The 19,435-nt window shown below is 65.8% G+C and carries 13 protein-coding genes; 10 read left to right on the top strand and 3 right to left on the bottom strand.

Going from position 1 to position 19,435, the window contains the following annotated elements; genetic code table 11:
* The first annotated feature begins 186 nt into the window (after positions 1–186).
* From AB0B25_RS25835 to AB0B25_RS25805, 7 genes are all read left to right on the top strand, one after another.
* Positions 187–309 (top strand): hypothetical protein, encoded by a 123-nt coding sequence (locus AB0B25_RS25835; protein ID WP_357184388.1) that lies wholly within the window; start codon positions 187–189, stop codon positions 307–309.
* Positions 310–460: 151 nt separating this feature from the next.
* Positions 461–1,834 (top strand): NtaA/DmoA family FMN-dependent monooxygenase, encoded by a 1,374-nt coding sequence (locus AB0B25_RS25830; RefSeq protein WP_357184385.1) that lies wholly within the window; start codon positions 461–463, stop codon positions 1,832–1,834.
* Complete coding sequence (locus AB0B25_RS25825; protein WP_357184382.1) at positions 1,831–2,679, top strand: rhodanese-like domain-containing protein; 849 nt, start codon at positions 1,831–1,833, stop codon at positions 2,677–2,679. The genes AB0B25_RS25830 and AB0B25_RS25825 overlap by 4 nt, the downstream gene beginning before the upstream one ends.
* Positions 2,676–3,551 carry an ABC transporter permease gene (locus AB0B25_RS25820; RefSeq protein ID WP_357184379.1) on the top strand — a complete coding sequence of 292 codons (876 nt, stop codon included), beginning with the start codon at positions 2,676–2,678 and terminating at the stop codon, positions 3,549–3,551. The genes AB0B25_RS25825 and AB0B25_RS25820 overlap by 4 nt, the downstream gene beginning before the upstream one ends.
* 43 nt (positions 3,552–3,594) lie before the next feature.
* A complete protein-coding gene (locus AB0B25_RS25815) occupies positions 3,595–4,560 on the top strand; it encodes an ABC transporter substrate-binding protein (protein ID WP_357184376.1) in 966 nt (321 codons plus the stop codon).
* The gene (locus AB0B25_RS25810) at positions 4,557–5,366 is read left to right on the top strand and encodes an ABC transporter ATP-binding protein (protein WP_357184373.1); all 810 of its coding nucleotides are present in this window, start codon (positions 4,557–4,559) and stop codon (positions 5,364–5,366) included. The genes AB0B25_RS25815 and AB0B25_RS25810 overlap by 4 nt, the downstream gene beginning before the upstream one ends.
* Positions 5,367–5,424: 58 nt before the next feature.
* The gene (locus AB0B25_RS25805) at positions 5,425–7,017 is read left to right on the top strand and encodes an HD domain-containing phosphohydrolase (RefSeq protein ID WP_357184371.1); all 1,593 of its coding nucleotides are present in this window, start codon (positions 5,425–5,427) and stop codon (positions 7,015–7,017) included.
* Positions 7,018–7,393: 376 nt separating this feature from the next.
* Here the strand turns inward: AB0B25_RS25805 and AB0B25_RS25800 are convergent, their stop codons facing one another.
* Positions 7,394–9,169, bottom strand: a complete 1,776-nt coding sequence (locus AB0B25_RS25800; protein WP_357184368.1) for an ATP-binding cassette domain-containing protein — start codon at positions 9,167–9,169, stop codon at positions 7,394–7,396.
* 953 nt (positions 9,170–10,122) lie between these two features.
* Between AB0B25_RS25800 and AB0B25_RS25795 the strand changes: the two genes are divergently transcribed.
* Both AB0B25_RS25795 and AB0B25_RS25790 read left to right on the top strand, forming a co-directional pair.
* Complete coding sequence (locus AB0B25_RS25795; RefSeq protein WP_357184365.1) at positions 10,123–10,332, top strand: hypothetical protein; 210 nt, start codon at positions 10,123–10,125, stop codon at positions 10,330–10,332.
* A gap of 23 nt (positions 10,333–10,355) precedes the next feature.
* Positions 10,356–11,222, top strand: coding sequence for a hypothetical protein (locus tag AB0B25_RS25790; RefSeq protein WP_357184362.1), 867 nt, complete (start codon positions 10,356–10,358; stop codon positions 11,220–11,222).
* A 686-nt stretch (positions 11,223–11,908) separates the two neighbouring features.
* Here AB0B25_RS25790 and AB0B25_RS25785 read toward each other — a convergent pair.
* Together AB0B25_RS25785 and AB0B25_RS25780 are read right to left on the bottom strand one after the other, a co-directional pair.
* Positions 11,909–12,187: a hypothetical protein gene (locus tag AB0B25_RS25785; protein WP_357184360.1), complete on the bottom strand. Its 279-nt coding sequence runs from the start codon at positions 12,185–12,187 to the stop codon at positions 11,909–11,911.
* Positions 12,168–16,580, bottom strand: coding sequence for an FHA domain-containing protein (locus AB0B25_RS25780; protein WP_357184357.1), 4,413 nt, complete (start codon positions 16,578–16,580; stop codon positions 12,168–12,170). Before AB0B25_RS25780 ends, AB0B25_RS25785 begins: the two co-directional genes overlap by 20 nt.
* Before the next feature lie 159 nt (positions 16,581–16,739).
* Between AB0B25_RS25780 and AB0B25_RS25775 the strand changes: the two genes are divergently transcribed.
* Positions 16,740–18,320: a hypothetical protein gene (locus AB0B25_RS25775; protein ID WP_357184354.1), complete on the top strand. Its 1,581-nt coding sequence runs from the start codon at positions 16,740–16,742 to the stop codon at positions 18,318–18,320.
* The last annotated feature ends 1,115 nt before the right edge of the window (positions 18,321–19,435 follow it).

Below are 19,435 nucleotides of genomic sequence, written 5' to 3'. Positions count from 1 at the left end.
GCCAGGCGGTTCTCGTGCACCCACCGAGCCCGGAATCATGAGGGGTGAGAATTCGAACCACGCGGATTCTAAGGCTGTCGTCTGGTGCGCCAGGTGAGAAAAATATCGAAGTGTTGGCGTCATCCGACGGCACTTACATCCGAGTAGCGTATACGCTCGTATACACGCCTCGATCGAAGGAGGCGCATGATCGACGATGTCCTGCGGTCCCGCTCGGCAAACCACGGCGCCGTCCCGGTCGAGGTTCGGCTGGTCCGGCGTTGGAGTGTGGACCTGGTGCTGATCTCCAGCTGTCTCTGTTACTCCTGACCAGGCTCGAGCCGCTCGCGATGCGGTGTCACCGCAACGGCCCGACCGTCCCCCGAATTCTCGAGAAGACCGCTTCTCGTCTCCGCGCCGCCCAACGGAGGTGGCTGCTTCCTCCTTGATTCCTCCTCTGTGCCGAAAGGCAGTTACCGCCATGTCCGATCCTTCTCGACGTATGCATCTCGGCCTGACCATTTGGCCGACCGGGTTCCATCCCGCGGCCTGGCGAATTCCCGGGGCGCCCAGCGATGGCAACTCGAACCCCGTGCTGTTGCAGCAGGCCGCACATACCGCCGAGCGCGGGTTGTTCGACTTCTTCTTTATCGGAGATCGATTGGTGGGGCTGACCGCCTCCCAGTTCGCGGCGCCCAACGAGGTCTTGCGTCCGGAAGCTTTGACGCTGGCATCGAACATCGCCGGGGTGACCGAACGGATCGGCTTGATCACCACGATCAACACCACGTATTCCGACCCGTACAACGTCGCGCGGGCGACGGCGACGATCGATCACCTCAGCCGAGGCCGGGTGGGGTTGAATATCGTGACAGGGAAGAACGCGGAAGCGGCTCGGAACTTCGGCCGCGACCAGCATTGGGACAACGACCGCCGATATGACTGGGCCACCGAGTACATCCAGGTCCTGCGGCTGCTGTGGGACAGCTGGGAGGACGACGCCCGCATCGCGAATCCCGGCACAGGCCAGTTCGTGGATCCCGAACGGGTACATCGGATCGACTTCCGGGGCGAGTTCTTCTCCGTCGACGGACCGCTCAACGTCGAACGTCCCGTCCAGGGACAGCTTCCGATCGTCAACGCGGGAGCGTCCGAGCGATCCCGCGAACTCGGAGCCGAGTACTCGGACCTGCGGTTCACCAACTCATCGCAGCTCGGGCTCGCCGGTGCCCGTGCGTACTACGCGGACCTGAAGAGCAGGTTGCCCAAGTATGGTCGCGCGGCCGCAGACCAGCTCGTTATTCCTGGCATGGCGATCTATGTCGAGGAGACCGAGCGGGAAGCGCGCACGGCGTACTCGACCTTGCAGGGATTACTGGAGACCGGGTCGGCTGGGCGCGCGCAGTTGTCCGAGGTGCTCGGCACCGATCTCACCGCGACGCGGGGCGACGCGGCGTTCGGTGATGTCATCGAGCTGGCTGATCTCGCCCCGGAAGCACGCAGGCTCGTGGAGTCGGCTCGCGAACTCTACGGACGTGACGGGGTGACGGTCGCGGAGGTTACCGCCACCCTAGTCCGCAATGGTCTGTTCAAGGAGGTCGTCGGGTCGCCGACGCAGGTGGCGGATGTCCTCGAGGAGTGGTTCGAAACCGGCGCGGCCGATGGGTTCATGATCTTCCCGCCGCGGGTGCCGCACAGCATCGAGGCGTTCGTAGATCTCGTGGTTCCCGAGCTGCAGCGGCGGGGGTTGCACCATCGGGAGTACGCGGGGACGACGCTGCGCGATCACCTCGGCTTACGGCGGCCCCGTAACCGGTTCGCCGTGACGGCCGAACGCGCGGCGGTGTCCGAATGATCGAGTCGCCGGTGCCGGTGTTCGTCAGCGTGGCGGAACTTGCTGGTCTGCTCCAATCGAATCCTGGCGGCGTGCGGCTGCTGGAGATCCGCGACGAATCGCACGGGTCGGCGGCGGCCGGTCCGCTCGATCACCTGCCCGGGGCGGTTGCCGTCGACCTGGCCACGGAACTCGCCCGCACGGACGCACCGTTGACGCAGGGCCGACGCCCGCTCCCCCGTGTCGAGGACCTGCAGCGGGCGGCCCGGCGCTGGGGCCTGCGCGACAACTCCACAGTGATCGTTTACGACGACCGCGGTGGGCTGGTCGCTGCCCGAGCTTGGTGGGTATTGCGCTGGGCGGGGGTGGCCCGGGTCGGCATCCTCGAGGGAGGGCTGCGGGCCTGGACTGCTGCGGGCGGGACAGTGGGCCCGGCTGCCGAGCACATCACCCCCGGCGACGTGACGCTACGGGCGGGGCAGTTGCCCGAGCTCGACGCCGACGACGCCGCGGCGCTCGCCGCCCGCCACCTGCTGATCGACGCGCGCGCCGAGGAGGCCTACCGCGCGGGACACATCCCTCGGTCCCGCAACATCAGCTCCCGCGACGCGCTCGCACCCGACGGCACGTTGCGCGCCGGTGCCGAGTTGCGCGCCCGGTATCGCGTCGCCGCCCTCGACGCGCCGGTCCCCGGTATGTCCTGCGGGGGTGGCGTGGCCGGCGCGTTCGGGGTCGCGGTCTTGGCGCACCTCGGCTTCACGGCTCCGCTGTATGTCGGCTCGTTCTCCGCTTGGAGCGCCGATCCGCGCCGCCCGATCGAGGCCGGACCGGAACCCGATCTGCTCCCAGCGGAGCGTGCGCGATGACCGACCTCGGTCCCGTCGGCACGACGTTCGTCACCGCCACGTCCATCGATGAGGATCAGTTCACACTGCCCGGGATCTCCGCGGCCGGTGACGCACTGCTGGACGCGGATCGCAGGCTGGCGCTGCGCTTCCGCGGCGCGGTCCTGGCCGGACGGCTCGCTGTGGCGGTGATCGTGCTCGGGGCTTGGCAGCTGTCCTCGGACCGGGTCGTCCCGTCGTTCTACGTCTCCTCGCCCGCCGCGATCGCTGGCCGGCTCGTCGACCTCGTCACTACCGGAGAGCTGTGGCCGCATCTCACCGAGACTCTCATCGAGGTGGGCGCCGGCCTGCTCGTAGGTGTCCCCGTCGGAGTGGTTCTCGGCGCTGCCCTCGGCTTCTCCCAACTGCTCAGCGGATGGCTACTGCCCTATGTGATGGCGCTCTACAGTCTCCCGCGAGTTGCTTTGGCGCCGTTGTTCATCGTGTGGTTCGGCGTTGGTCTGCTGTCGAAGATCACCATGGTCGTGACCATGGTCCTCTTCGTGATCTTCTACAACGTCTACCAAGGTGTGCGAGAGATCGACACCGACCTACTCGACGTGGCCCGCTCGTTCCGCGCCAGGAGCTGGCAGACCGCGCTGTGGATCGTCCTGCCCTCGCTGGTCCCGTGGCTGATCACCGCACTGCGGCTGTCCATCGGCATCGCACTCATCGGGGCCGTCATCGCCGAGATGATCGCCGCGAGCGCGGGACTCGGCTACTACATCAAATACGCCTCCGGGTTGCTGGACGTGACCGGCGTCTTCGCCGGGCTGGCCGTCATCACTGTTCTGGCGACCGGCCTCGACCAGCTGTTGAAGTGGGCCGAGCGGCACGTAGTGCGCCGGCACTGACCGACTTTCGAAAGAACTTCCGCGTAGAACGAAGGAACAACCAATGAGCGGCATCAAGCCGTGGCGATGGATCGTCGCGCTCACCCTCACCCTCACCGCCGTGCTCGCCGCCGGCTGCTCCACCGCTTCCGGCGCGCCGACCATCCGGGTCGGCGTCGTCTGCGGCGGCATCGGCCTGGCCGCACTCACCATCGACGAAGGGGGTTTGCCAGACGGAGTTCAGGCGCAACAGGTGTGTTTCGACAGCGGCTCCAGCGCCGTCCAGGCACTCGCCGGCGGGAGTATCGACGCCTTCGTCGGATCCGCTGACCACATCGTGAACAACCGCGCCAAGGGGTTCGACGTGAAAGGCTACGCGGTGGTCAGCGAGAAACCGCCGTACTCCCTGGTGAGCCCGGCCTCGGCGTCGGTGGAGCGGGTCACCGACCTCGCGGGGAAATCGGTCGCCGTGACCGCACCAGGAAGTCTGTCGGACACCGAACTCCAGCGCGCGGCGGCCGAGGCGGGCATCCCCTACAAGGGACTGCACGTGGTGGCCGCAGGTACCGGGGCGACCATGCAGGCCACGGTCGAGAAGGGGGGCGCCGCCGCCGGAATGGTCAGCGATCCCCTGCTCACGACTATGGTCCAGTCAGGCGAGTTCACCGTGACCTGGAAGCCGTCGTTCCGTTTCATCGCCCTGACCGTGATCGCCAGGTCGTCGTGGGTAGACAGTCACAAGCCCGCAATGCAGGCATTCCTGACGGCGGTGCGGGCCACCCAGGAGCGGGCGAAGTCGGACCCGCCGGGCACGCTGGCCACCGCGCGAAAGCAGGCACCCGCCCTGAGCCCGCAGGTGCTGACGGCGGTACTGCAGGCGACGCTGGATCAGGCGCCCCCCGGGCTCACCATCGATGAGGGCCTCTACCAGGACACCGCCGACGTGCTGGTTCAGGTCGGACAGGCGCAGCGGGACAAGATCCCGTCGTTCTCCGACGCTTTCGACTTCAGCCTCTTGGGACACCGATGACCGCGCTCCGCCCGCGTGACTCCCGCACCGTGCTGTCCTCCCGGCCTGCCGACGTCGCCGTGCGCGATCTGCGCGTCGCCTATCGCACCCGCGACGGCCGCCATCTCGCGCTCGATGGAGCGGATCTCACCGTCGGCGCCGGCGAGTTCGTCGCTCTCGTCGGCCCCAGCGGATGTGGCAAATCGACACTGCTGAAAGCGGTCGCCGGGCTCGTCGAACCGGCGACCGGTGGGGCGTCGATCGGTGGGCGGCCCGTCGTCGGGCCGCCGCCAGGGGTCGGAATGGTGTTCCAGAACGACGCGCTGTTGCCGTGGCGGACCGTCTACGAAAACGTGCGCTTCCCGCTCCAGGTCGCCGGTGGCCGCCGGGCCGAGCAGGACGCGCGGATTCGCGACCTGCTCGACCAGGTGGGTCTCGCCGAGTTCGCCGGCTACCTGCCGCAGCAGTTGTCCGGCGGCATGCGCAAACGCGTCGCCCTCGCGCGGACACTCGCCGCGGATCCTGTCCTGTTCCTCATGGACGAGCCGTTCGGTCCCCTCGATGCGCTGACCCGGCGGCGTATCGGTGCCGAGTTTCTGCGACTGTGGGAGACCTTGCGAACAACGGTGATCTTCGTGACTCACGACGTCGACGAAGCTCTCCTGCTCGCCGACCGGGTCGTCGTCATGAGCCCGGCACCCGGGCGTGTGCACCGGGAATTCCCGGTCACCCTCGAGCGCCCGCGCAACGCCCGCGAGCTGAGGTTCACCCCGAGATACCGGGATCTCCACGACGCCATTTCCGACGCGCTCGGCGTTTCGGGCTGAGCCGGTGTCTCACGGCTTTCGTGCCGAGATGGTCGTTGTCCGGATGGATAATGGGAAGATGCACCCGCACGGGACGCTGTCCAGGTCGGGAAAGGGTTTGAGCAGGGCCGAACTGCTGGCCGCGATATCGCTTGCGATCGACCTCGGTCTGGGGCAGCCGATGGAACACATGCTTCGGTCGTCCTTGATCGCGACGCGGATCGCCGAGCGGATGGGGCTCGACCCGCGACAGCGAGCGACCGTGTACTACGCCAATCTGGTCGGGTGGATCGGTTGTCACGCCGACTCTCACGAACTCTCGGCGCTCTTCGGTGACGACATCGCCTTCCGGGCCGACACCTACACGGTGGACATGACCGGCCTGCCGTTTCTGCGGCTGATGATGAGTCATGTCGGACGCGGATTGCCAGGCTGGGAACGTGGCATCCGCGCCACGGCGTTTCTGGTCACGGCGCGCAGCCAGGTCGCCACACTGATCCAGTCGCATTGCAGTTCCGCCGGGGTTCTCTCCGATCGGATGGGCTTGGACGGGCAGGTCGGAAAGGCTCTGGCCTACGTCTTCGAACGCTGGGACGGCCGGGGGTTGCCCAACGGTTCCCGCGGAGAGGATATCCCGGTCGAGATCCACATCGCTCACGTCGCGGACGTCGTCGAGGTGCACCTGCGGACGGGCGGGCTCGAGCACGCGAAGGATGTCCTCCGTTCTCGGCGCGGCAGTCAGTTCAGCCCAACTGTGGCGGCGGTGTTCGATCGTGACGCGGCGGACATCGTGGACGGGTTGCTCGAAATCGACGTCTGGACCAGTGCGTTGGCCCAGGCACCGGATCGTGACCGAACCCTGACGGACGAGGAGAGCGACGAGTTACTCGAGGCCATGGCTGACTTCGTCGATCTCAAATGTCCGTTCACTCTGGGGCATTCGCGTGGCGTCGCGAATCTGGTGGCCGGGGCGGCCCGACACCTGGGCATGTCGCCGTCGGACATCACGCAGCTCTACCGTGCCGGCCTGGTGCACGGCCTCGGCAAAATGGGAGTGTCCAACCAGATCTGGGAGAAGAAGGGGCCGCTCACTACGGCCGAATGGGAACGGGTACGGATGTATCCGGATCTGACCGGCCGGATACTGAGCCGAGTCAACGGCTTGGAGTCGGTGGTGCCCGTCGCGATGAAGCATCGGGAACGGATCGACGGGTCCGGCTTTCCCCGGGGGATCACCGGCGCGGAGTTGACCGCGCAGGACCGGCTGCTTGCCGCAGCGGAGGCTTATCAGCGACTGCTCGAGCCGCGTCCCCACCGGCCGCCGCACGATCCTCGGGGTGCTGCTGATCAGCTACAAAAGGATGCGCGCGCCGGACGCTTCGACGCCGAGTCGGCTGCGGCCGTGCTTGCGGTGGCCGGTCCGCGGATATCGCGGCGGACGTCCTGGCCCGCCGGGCTGACCAGCCGCGAGGTCGAGATCCTGCGACTCGTCGCGCGGGGCCGGTCGAACCGAGAAATCGCCGCCGAACTGTTCATCGCCGAGAAAACGGCACGCAACCACATCGAACGTGTCTACGCCAAACTCGGCGTCAACAACCGCACGCAGGCCAGTCTCGCAGCGATCGATCGCGGCCTGGCGGGCTTCCGGGTCAACGCGGCCGTGGGAAAGTGAAAGTATCCGCCGCGCCGGATACTTCAGCGCGGCAACCGCAAACCACCAAGGATGCTGCCCGGCGCGATGTGGCTCGGCACAAAGTCGATGCGCGCCCGGGTGGACGGCTGGCGGACGGGCAGATCAGCGTGCGAAACGCGCCGAATACCCGGCTGATCGGCACGGTTGGGACCCGATAACCGGTTGGCCGAGCCGACAGCGCGCGTCCGGTTCGTGGCCCAGACATCGACCTGGCACCGTTTCGGCCCACCTGCACTCGTCCTGACGGGCCGGTGTGGACGTCGGGCTGTGCAATCGGAAAACGTCGATGTCGCACGCCTGGGGCCCGCCGACCTCTGTTCAGACATCGGGCGGGACCGGCTGCGCTGGGCCTTCATCACCGGGGTGCGCCGGGTCGGGACCGCCGGTCCAAGACCCATACTGTGGCCAGCATGAGGCCAACGGCAAATGAGGCGAGCGCGAGGAGACTGGCGCCGGTGCTTCCGTGGAAGGTGTCGCGGTAGGCGGACATGGCCGGCAGCGTGGCGGTGTACCGGTCGAGATCCAGATCGTGACCCAATGCTTCGAATGCGTGGCGGTTGGACAGGCCGAGACTCATCACTCGTCCCGGGAGGGCCATCTCGTCAACCGGGACTATGGCGCCACCGAAGAGAACCTGGGGGAAGCAGAGCATCGGGAGGGCGAGGGCGGCCTGCGCGGCGTTGGAGACCGCGGCCGAGGCGAGCAATCCGAGGGCCAGTGCCGAGGTAGCCTCGATCACAATCGTCACAAACAGGGCGGCGGACACGTCCCATCCGACAGCGGGGAGTCGACCAAGCGCCCGCAGCACACCCAGGAGCACCGCGCTCACCCCAGCCAGCACCGGAAGCAGGGCTGTCACCTTGGAGGCCACGTAGGCGCCCACGCTGAGCCCGGCCAGCCGCTCCCGCCGGAAGATGGCCATCTCCCCGACGATCTGGAGCAGGCCGTAGGTAAGGCCGAAGAAGAAGCCCGCGAATGCGATCCAGAACACGATCTGGGCCGGCCCGAGGTCGGCTTCGCTACGCGGATCGAACGCGCCGCGCTTGAACAATGTCGCCATCATCGCCGTGACCAGGACCGGTGAGCCGAGCAGAACCGCCAGGGTCAACCGGTTGCGCAGGAGTACATCGACATTGCGTCGTGTGAGTAGCCACCATTGCCGGACCGTGCCCGTTCGCTTGACATCTGAACGGGTGGCAGGGATGGGCGGTAGAGCCGACCCAGGCCAGGCATTCGACTTCGCACGGCTGTCCGCGAATCGCTCGGCCCAGATCTGCGGGGTGTGCTCACGAGCCAGCCGGTCATACACCTCGGCGAGATCCGCCACGCCGAAGTAGCGCCGAGCCTCGGTCGGGCTGCCGGTGAAGGCCAGGTGGCCGTCGCGCGCCAGGAATACCACCCGGTCACACCGGTCGATGCCGGCCGGCTCATGTGTGGTGAGGACGATTGTGACCCCGCGCTGGCTGAGTCGGCGCAGCAGGCGCATCACGTGGGCCGCGGTCGACGGATCGAGCCCGGAGGTGGGTTCGTCGAGGAAGAAAAGGTGCGGCCGGGTCAGTAGCTCCACGGCGATACTGGTCCGCTTGCGCTGGCCGCCGGAGAGCGCACGGACCGGCGCCTCGGCCCGATCAGCCAGCTCGAGGTCATTCATGGTCTCTTCGACTATCTGGTCCGCCTCGGCTGACGATGTACCTGCGGGCAGCCGTAGCCGCGCCGCATAGCGCAGCGTGCGGCGCAGGGGCATCTCGAGATGGATGATGTCGTCCTGGGGCACGTAGCCGATACGAGAATCAGCGCCGACTCGGCCCCCGAGAACGATGCCGTCATGCCGAACCTCCCCGGCAGTTGGTGGTCGCAGTCCCGCGAGGATCTCCAGCAATGTGCTCTTTCCCGCTCCACTGCCGCCGGCAATGGCGACCAACTCGCCTGGTTCGACCGACAACGACAGCTCCTGGAGAATCTGCCGCGCCCCCACACGCCGGCTGACGTCGACTGCATCGATCCGCCCTCCGCCCGGCACTCCAGGTGCGTGATCTGAAGTGCGCTGACCGAATCGCTCGACGGTCGGTGGTTCGAATGCCAACTCGGTCGTGACCGCTGATCTGGGTGATTCCTGAACTCGGTTAGTCATGCCCTGATCATCGGTCCGCGGCTACCGTGATCGCATGAGGCGTTTGCCTCAAATCGCGCCCACCAGGAATCGATCGCTTCACCGGGCCGCGGGGCCACGCGGTGGCCTCAGGGCGGCGGGGGGTGCGCGAGGTAACTGTGCCGCGCGGTGTGGACGAGTTGGTGGGCGCACCCACGGAAGTTCGATGAGGAGACTCGTGCTCGGGCGGTGCGTGTTTGCCGGGCGAGTCCGGGAGACGGGCTGCCAAGGAGTCGGTGACGCCCGCGATCGGTCCGAAGCACTCGTCGCGCACGCCACTGCATCCGGAAGTGTTTGACCGCCTTGAACATTCACGCGCACGGCGTCGGGCGCGTTCGCGCCCGAGCCCGCCAACGCGAGCAAGTCATCACCACCGCAGTCAAGCAATCCCTCGCGGCCCGGGCAGTGATCGCGACCTGGGAAGCCAAACGAGACAGCGACATTGAGGCACTACGTCGACAGGTCACGGCGCGACAATCGTATGCCGGCGAGGAGATCGCGAGCCATTGCACCCTGCAGCCGTTGTCCGCGACAACGATCCGCGACAGGGGCAAACCCGACGAACAACGCCACCGAACTCCTCGGAATCACGCGAAGCCAGCGCGGCAACTGATCAGTGCGGCACGCACGGCGACAAGCACGGACGAAAACGCCAGCGGGGCAAGCGATTGCGTCGATACCGCGCGCTGCGCACCAGCAACGCCGACGACAGCGCAGCGACAACTGCCGGGAGGAACACGCTGACCCGCCGTTATCGAGGCGACGAACCCGCCTCGGCGGGCACATCTCGATCAGTATTCGCTCGACACCGACATGGCTACACTCAGACGATGACCGGCACGTTGATCGGCTACGTTCGTTGCTCTACCGCCGCCCAAGGATCTCACTGCCCAACGCGATCGGCTGCGCGAACTCGACGTCATACCCTCGCTGGTGTGCCTCTCTGGACCGAGCACCGCGACGTGCCGTGGCACACACATGGCACCGGCGAGTACGCCATCGCCGACCTCGCCGAGCTGTTCGCCATCTCCCGGCCCTTCGTCTGTCGCACCCTCCAATGCGGCCACGCCATGCGCCCAGCGGGCGACACCATCACCAACGGGAACCTAACCCTACCCACAGATATGCGGGGCTCGATCGCCTGAATGCGCTCCACACAGGATTCCCCGTGACCATTGGTAGGGCAGCAATCGAGGCGTGGAGAACAGTTCGCGATCGCCTGAAGGGGGATGTCACAAGAGGCGGTGACGCCGCCTCAGGCCTGGTCCGAGAGAACGGCAGCGCCCCATTGTATGACGCATCTCGTGTATACCCAGAGACAGACGAAAGCCTCGAGGAAACAGTCAGGCGGGCCCCTGGTGTCGAGCCGCAACCCAAATCAATGGATAGGATCGAGGGTCCAGTTGATGTCGCGAAACCAGTCGCCGCACAGCCCGAAATCGACGTAGAACTGCTCGAGTCCAAGCTTGCGAGGGCGGAAGCGGCGGAGCCGCCTATCACCCGTGATGTGAAAGACGTGATACGGAATGTGCGCGGCGGAAAACCTGTAGGCATGGAAAAACGAATCAAGGAATTGGGTCCTTACGTTGAAAGGGTTGAGCGCTATATCGTCGATAAACCGAATTGCACAATGGAGGAAGCGGCTTTATCGCCTCCTGACCTATTGAGGTATACTGCACGGATTCCCTCGGGTAGGTATACGAGCGGCGTGAACGACATTGTTTCCGGATTGAAATCGAAAAACTACAGACTCATCCGATGGAAAAATACGTGGGCTAGTTCAGGTTTCAAAGGGGTCAGGTCATACTGGGTCGACCATCGAACGGGCCAGCGCTTCGAGGTTCAGATGCACACGCCGGAGAGCTATAAAGCGGCGGTCAAAGAGCATCACATATATGAACAGAGACGTCGACTGAGGGATCAGCCGGCGACTGTTGCCGCGCTGGAGGCGCGATCGAATACCATATTCAAAAAGGTCCCCCGGCCGGAAGGTTGGCGCAACATAGTTGAACCACAAATATCATCAGATCCATGAACGGTGGCGAATTGAATGATCACTGTAACCTATTATGCCAGTATAACCCCATCTCACCCGCGCTCGGATCCCGCCGGTCTATTCCGTCGCATACATACTGAGCCGCTGCCTGTCGACGAGGCTCTGCATCGCGACCTTCGGTGGCATCGAACGGAAGCTCTCTACCTGGACTGGCTGGGTTACGACGACTTCGACTTCGTCGAGATCACGGAATCCGAGGCAGATATGATCATCGATCGATGGACGCAGAAATGGCGGTAGAAACTCTCGCCGAAATATCTGCAAATGACGCGGTCAAGTGGTATTTAAGTGGTTCGGTGTCGACACGCGGGTGGCGTCGTGCAGGCAGGTCGCGATCATGCTCGTCTCGAGCCCTCGGTCCCTATTCGCCACAGGGTGGTTCGGGGATGGATACGAAAATCGCGGACACCGGTTACGTGGGCGCTGAGCGGCAAATGTTCGGCCGCGCCGAATCCGATCGACTCGCGGAAGCGATTCACTGACCATCACCGCCGCCTACTAGCCTGACAAAGGCGAGCATGATCTGCGTCCCCCGCAAGGCGTTGCCTACCAACAGATCCAGCCCATCGCCCACCAACGGCCTCGTCGCCCCCGCGAACGCGCCAACCGTCCTGGTCCTACCGATCGTCGAGTTCCGACAACCCTGCCGTCAGCTGACTGCGGGTTCACTCCTCGTCGAAATCTGCTGCGTCCACACCGGATTCACGCAAGAGGCGAGCGAGGGTGTCGGGGTCGACCGGGCGTTCCGGCGGCTCGTCGGCCTCTTCCCGATTCGCCCGGGCAGCGGGGAGCATTTCGTCGTAGGCCGGGTCGCCGGGATGGAATTCCTCGTAACCGTCGAAAAGTACGCCGTCGTCGGTCCTGCCGCCCACCCGTCGCAGGATCGTCACGCCGTCCTCGGCGAGGAACGGGTGGTCAACAGCGTCATGTGAATGCTCGGTCAAAGTACTCCTCCAGCTGCGTGGCGATGCGTTTGTTTCCGCAGGCGAATCTGAGCAGCTGCTTAGGACCCGCCACCCATGCCGCGAATCCTTCGGCGAACCCCTCGACCGGCGTGTCGGCGTAGTGCCACCAGTCCGGATGCTGCCCGATCTCCTGTTTGATCGCCGCGTGTAGATCCTGCCACCCCTGCTCCTCGCTCAGCCAGCGACCACCGGTTCCGTACGCGGCATCGGCGGCGTGGCCGAACTCGTGCCAGACAATCTTCCCATGAGTGGTGTTGTCGGAGAAATTGGAGTTGACGTAGAAGCGCCGTTGACCGCCCGAATACAGGCCGGCGACGTTCTTCCATTTCAACTTGTCGTTGGGACCTTCGGGGTGCGCTTGTATCAAGGACTCGATACCGGGCAGTTCCGCTACGGGCTTCTTCCCGATAACAATGCCGCCACCGGGCACCGCGTTCATATGATCGCTGACCCGCTGAAAAACATGATCGGGTATCCGCGCCAGATCTTGCAGGACCTGTCTGCTCTGCGGCGTCGAGTCGATGACATTGACGAAGGGGCCACCTTCGGCCGGGGTGAAGCCGACCGTGAAGTCGTACGCGTCCGCCCCCAGTGACACATGATCGCCGGGACGCAGTGTCACCATGGTGCCGGACTTGATCTTCGTGCCGTTGACGTAAGTGCCATTGGTCGACCCCTCGTCGCGGATCCAGACCCGGCCGGATGGGTGAACGCCGACGCTGGCATGGCGATGGGAGATTCTGTCGTAGTGCGGGAGGTTCGCGGGCAACCGCGAGTCGTGCCGCCCGAGCACCACCGGCTCCCCGCCGCGCACCAGATCGAGCGCCAACTCGCCATGCGAGCTGTTGAGCTTGATCGGCACCGCACGCACCGGGGGCTCGCGGAAGCCATCGCCGCCGAACTGTGCCGAGCCGATCCAGTCGCCCATCCGGATCGTGTCGCCAGGCCGGAGCCGGACGGGGCCCGCGTCCGGATCGACTCTTTGGTTGTCGACCCAGGTTCCGTACGTGGAGTGCTCGTCGCGGAGCATCACATTTCCGTATTCGTCGCGGTAGATCGTGGCGTGATGCCGGGACACCGAGAGGTCGGTCAGATGCCCGGCCAGCGGCGAGTCGAGCCCACGGCCCAGCTTCACCTCCTCACCCCGCCGTAGCGAGAGCGCCGGGGCGTCGGCGTCATCGAACAGCCGTACGGCCAGTGGTGATTCCTCCCCCATCTGCACCCGCGCGGACACATTGTCGAAGTTCACCTTGTCGTCGCTGTCGAGGTACCGCTTCTCGTTCGGTGGGATCGTCTCGTCATTGACCTCGGTGCGGACGAAGCTCCCTGGCGCCGGGTCACGCACCCACACTCGACCATCGAGGTCGCGTCCGACGATGACTTCATGGCCGCCCACGGGCTTGCCATTCCGCCACACCATGGTGTGCCCATTCAGCTCGCCGATGTTGACGATCCGTTCCTGACCGGGTTCCAAGTGAATCGGACGCCGATGCATGTCTGGCGGAAAATGCAGGACGACCGGCCCGAGATCGGCAGGGTCACCGACTCCGATATGCGTCGTGCCGACGAAGTCCGGCCCGAGCTTGACGCTGTCGCCCTCGGTCAAGGTGATCTTCTGGTTCGGTGCGACTCGGTCGCCGTTGACCCACACACCCGCCGATCCCTCGTGATCGCGAATCCACAGTCGGCCGTCGTGGTCCAGACCGAGCGTCGCGTGCCGCGGATCGACCCCATGGACGCCCCGCAGATGCGCCGCGAACGGCGAGTTCTCGTCGGTGCCGACCGGGACCGTATGTCCAGGCTCGAGCCGCACCGGCGTCGCATTCGGTCCCATACCGATCAACACCCGAACCGGACTTTGCTCGATCGCCCCATCCGCCGGCACGAACTGCGTCTCACCGCGATATTCGCCGAGTTCGACCGAATCGCCCGGTCGCAGGGTGCGTTGCTCACCCGGGGCGAGCTCCTCGCCATTGACTCGGGTGCCGTTCGAGGAGTTGCTGTCCTGGATCCACACCCGGCCGTTCTCGTCCATTCCGACGATGGCATGGTGTCGCGAAACGGTGTTGCGTCCGGGTGTGTCCGGATGCAGGATGCTGCGGCCGAGATCGATCGTCCTGCCACGATAGAGGCGGACCGACGGACCATCATCGCCGAACAACCGTATCTCGGCCATCTGGCGCTGGAAGGTGAGCCCGAGTTCGAACTCGCGACCGAGTTTCAGATCCTGGCCGTCGAAGACGCGTACCCAGTTCTCGCCGACCACCTGCTTGCCATCGACAAAGGTGCCGTTCAACGACTCGTTGTCGCGGATCAGAACATGGCCCTGCTCGTTCACGGTGACGGTCACGTGCTGACGGGAGACGCCCTCGGTCGCCATGTGCTCGAGTAGCGAGCGAGCACCGCGGCCCAAGACGTACTCCTGGCCCGCGACCAGTCGCAGCGGAAGCTGAGCACCATCCGGCCCGCTCAACACCACATCGACGTAGCCGTCCGGATGGTGGTAGACGCTGGTGGCGCCGGGCGGCTTCGGCATCGCGGCCAGTTCATAGTCCCGTGCCGACGGTTCGGCCGGATCGATGCGTATCTCCCGCAGCGTCGGTGGACCTTCATCGGTCGGCTCGCCGTCGTGCGGGAGCAGCTCCTCATGGTGCGGATCGGCCTCGCGCACGACCGGACCATCGGCATCCGGATGGACAGGTGACGACGCGGGTATCGGAGCGTCCGCCACCACGTCCGCCCCGGCATGATGCGGGGGCGTTCCGGGTCGCCCCTGGCTCGGGTGGTCCGGGATCGGCGCAGGCCGGTCCACGCGCGGCTGGGCGGACACGTCCCTGCCTTCACCGCTCGGTCCTCGACCGTTGGCTTCCGGTGCCCGAACTGGTGATTCACCCGCACGCGGTGGTGCCGTCACGGGCGCGGCGGCGGACCGGCGGGGGTCGACAGTATCGACAGCGCGCGCATCGAGCGCGTCCAGCCGTTGCACCACCACATCGTGCAAACTCGGTTGCCCAGCGGAGATGAATGCCGGGCGCAACTCGTCGATCCGCTGTCTGATCTGGTGCACGTCGGCTCGCGTGAGATTGTGGTCGGGAACCACTTCCGTATAGACATGGTCACCGACGACATGCACCGCAGGCATGCGCACCCCGACCGCGTCGCCGACCCGCGAGACCAGCAATTGCGCGTGTGCATGCTGCCGATCCGACACCACCTCGTGGATCACCTGAGTACCGTCAGGAAAGGTGAGGTGCTTCGCCACCGGTGCCGAGTCTCCCGTGGCGGTGGCGCGCGCGATCGTCTCGACCCGCGGCGCTTCGCCGGATCGCAACAGTTCGTTCACATGCGTGCCGAACTCTTGTTGCCGCAGCCCGGACCGGGAGATGCCGTTATCGCCGCGGAACGCATCACGCCCTGCCTGGTGGACCCGCAGCGAACTGGTCGCCGCGCCGAGGAAACCACCGGCGAAACCGGTGACGGCGGCGGAGCGAATGATTCCGAACAGGTCCTCGAGGCTGTGAATATCCTTGTAATGCAGCAACACCGACGGCACCGCGCCGACCACGCCGCCGCCCAGACCACCCGCACCACCGATCAGCACGGTGCCACCCATATGCGTCGCGAGCCGACCCGCAGTGTTCGTAGCTCTGCCGCCTAGGAGTTCCAACACGTGCGGCGCGACTCTGCGCCCGACTTCCGCGCCCGCTGCACCGCCCAGTGCCCCGCCGAGTATCAGTTCCACGAACGACCCGATGTCGAACTCGTCGCGGACGCCGGTCATCATGTCCCAGACCTGCGCACCCGCACTGGTTACCGCACCGGTCAGACCACCGATCTTGGCGGCATGGATGGCGCCGTGCAGTGCGGTCCGCTCGACCTGACCAATAGCCACATGCTCCCCCACCTCCGCGGTGAACCTCACCGCGGCCGCACGCATCGCCTCCTCGGCCTCGAGTCGGTCGACCAGCGCCTTGGCGCCACCACCCTGGAAGAACAGCAACATGTCGTAGGCCAGTTGTGCGGCGAGTGCGATCCCCATGGCGACCAGCAAATGCTGTACCTGCACAGTGGCGTCGGCCACCTCGTAGCACTGCTTTCCCATGCTCTCGCACACGGCGGCCTTGTTGCGCATGGCCTGCAGGACAGTGCGGTGCCGCTCGGACATTCCATCCCGTGCGGCTCCGCTGACGGTCGCCTCGGTGCGTCGCGCTTCGGCCTCGTATCGGTCGGCCGAAGCGGTGATCTTGCGGCTGGCCTGCATGTACGCGTCCCCGTCGCGGCGCATACCGCCGACATCGGTCTCTGGCCAATGCCCCAGGACCAAGTCACGCACAGTCGAGGGCACCTCGGCAAGCAGGCCACTCGCATCCACCACAGCCTCCCGGCACCCACCCGGCTCGGGACAAGCTTGATACGGCCAGGTAAACAGGTATTCCCACGATGGGGAACGGGGTTGGTCAAATTTCAGAATAGTGGAAATATCCCCAACAATCGGGCCCCTCGAAGTGGCATGGGTGTTGGGAGGACGGAGGTGAGCGAGCCGTTTTACGCCGACCCGGATGCGCTGCGTGCCCGCGCGCCGGAACACGAGCGCATCGCCGCTGATGTCGCGGCGACCGTGCGGGATCTGCGCAACGCGCTGTCCGCGGAAGGCGCGCCGTGGGGAAGCGACGACGCCGGCCGCGCATTCGCCGAGTCCTATCTTCCCGAACATCAGCAGACCATGGCCGACCTCGACGCCCTTGTCGCGATACTGCGGCAATCCGGCAGCGATCTACGCCAACTCGCGAACAATTTCGAGGACGGCGATCTGCTCGGCGAACGCCTGATCAGCAACGCGGACAAGCAAACCCAGGACGGCGCTGAACCGATCGTCACAGTCGGCAATGGAACAGCCGCGCACCCGATCCAGGACAACGTCGCGACAGAACGGACGGCCCCGCAGCCATCCGCGACGGCGACCGCACCGGATGGGGCGCCGCCGGTACGCGAAGTACCGACCTCGCCGATCAGGCCCACCGTCTCCCATCCGACGGACAATGCCGCACCGACCTCGGCGCCGAGCCCCCAGCAGCCGGATCAGACGGCAGAGAACCGACCCAACCCCGATCAGCCGAACTTCGACCAACCTCACGCCGACAGCGCGGGGCCGCCTGCCACGGGTATGCAGCCGGTTCCGCAGGCGGGCGTTGGGGCAACGGGTACCGCAGCGAGTTCACGGACCGCCGCGCCCGCGTTCGGTACACCCGCAGCAGCCAGCACGCCATGGTCCAACGCCCGGGCGGCAGCGGCCCCTACGCCATGGTCCAGGCCGACGATGCGGCCGCCGCGAGTCAGTGCCCCGGATGCCGGTCGGCAGGAGATGCCACCGCGCGTTCCGGGCGGGCCCTCGCTCGCGCGAGCGACCGGCAAGGACAAGGAGCCGGAGCGCAAGACCGCACAATCGAACTCCGGCGAATCGCTCGCGGCGCGCCTGGCCAGGGAGCTCGGCGAGCGGCACGGCGTGCAGGCGTTCGGCTTCGATACGCCCGACGTGCCCGAACTGGTGCTGACCGAGATGGCCGCAGCGGTGGACGATGTACTGCCGCGATATCCGCAGGTCAACCTGCACGCCATTGGTATCGACGAACTCGGCGATGGCGAACCGACACGGCTGGAATGGGATTCGGCACTGCGGAGCGCACGCATCGTGCTGGCGGTCCGCGCGGCGACCAACCGCGACCAGCTCGAGCACACCGATAGTGCGCCACCCGGATCTGCTCAGCGGCCAATATTCTCAGCTATCGTGCGCGAACTCGGCGCGGCCCTCGATGCGGCTGGTGGTTTCCGCGCGCACGGCACGGCCCAACGTGAACTGATCACGGCATACCTACCGCTGCATGATCGCGAAGACCGAGGAGCGGTGAACCGCACGGTGTCCGGCTACCGAGCCTGGCGGTCACAATTGAGCGGCCGAAGCTTCAGCTACGGACTACTCGACCCCGCCAATGCCTTGGCCGACGCATTCACCGACGTGGTGCTCAATGCCACCCGCGCCACCCCGCCCGCGCAGGTGCTACACGGCCTGCTGGTCCGCACCGCCGGATCACCCCCGCCGATCGCCGCCGATTGAGATCAGTTGTTGGCGGGCACACCGTTTCGCATCAGCGCAATAGCCGAGAGGCATTCCATCGAACCGGCGATCAGTGCCGAGGCTTGCCGAGGATGACGAAGCGACTCGGCTGGCGCTGGTGACAGCCTGCGGAGATCGACGAACTCTGTGAGCGTTCGTCCCCCGCCCGGAAGGGTGTGTGCGCGAACGCCCCGGGTGGGCATGAATCGACCACCGAAGTGATCGCGCTGGGACTCTTTGGTTCTTCACCACCCCGCAGGCCGACTCCTGCTGGTCGCCGGTAGCCGCGTCTTCGTCGGATGGTGAACCCAAGAGTTTCGCGGGGAACCAGGAGCACCTCCTGACCGACTACGTGGGTTCGGGACCGTCGAATGGCGCTGTGGCCGGGAGGAGAACAATGCTGCGGACACACCCACAAATGCGCGCCGATCGGGTGGCGACGGCATCCGTTACCGGAGCGCTGACCGCGGCGATGGCGTTCTCGATGCTCTAGCTGTTCCTGGTGGGTTCGCTCGGCCCGCAAATCGTGCCGGACCTCGGGATGTCCCCGGCGATGCTGGGGTGTACAAGGGTGTTCCGCGCACTGTCCCGGTCAGGACCCGCGATATGGAACATTTGAGGGCATGAGCGAGCCGTTCCGCGTCGGATACTGCCGTTGCTCCACCGACGAAGAAGACGTCGAGATTTAAACCGGCTCGAGGACAAGCGGCCGAAACTGCCTCTGGCAGTATGGAAAACGATCCACCGCCGCTACCACGACCCGGACGCGAGCCTGGCCGACCTCGCCGAGGGATACAGCGTCGGCCGTTCCCACCATCCACCGCATCGTCAGCGGCCCCACGCCACGGATGTAACCCAACCGAATCACCACACGAAAGCGGCTCTCTACCAACCTATTACGGCATAACCGCCCGAATTGCGGCGAAGACTACCGGGACCCGTCGACGCAACGTCGTCATCGGCTTCTGTTGAAAAACGAGGCGCCGAGAGAACCGTCAACGCGAGGACTGATGCCACGGACTAGTGCCGCATCAGGCTACGTTTGCCCTGTTGACGATTTCGTGTAGCCGTTGGTCCTCGACGTGCTTGTTCCGCCAGATGATGTAGCGCCGAAT

Origin of the sequence: Nocardia sp. NPDC049190, assembly GCF_040648115.1 — a bacterium.
Classification (GTDB): domain Bacteria; phylum Actinomycetota; class Actinomycetes; order Mycobacteriales; family Mycobacteriaceae; genus Nocardia.
This window is presented reverse-complemented; position numbering and strand designations above follow the sequence as displayed.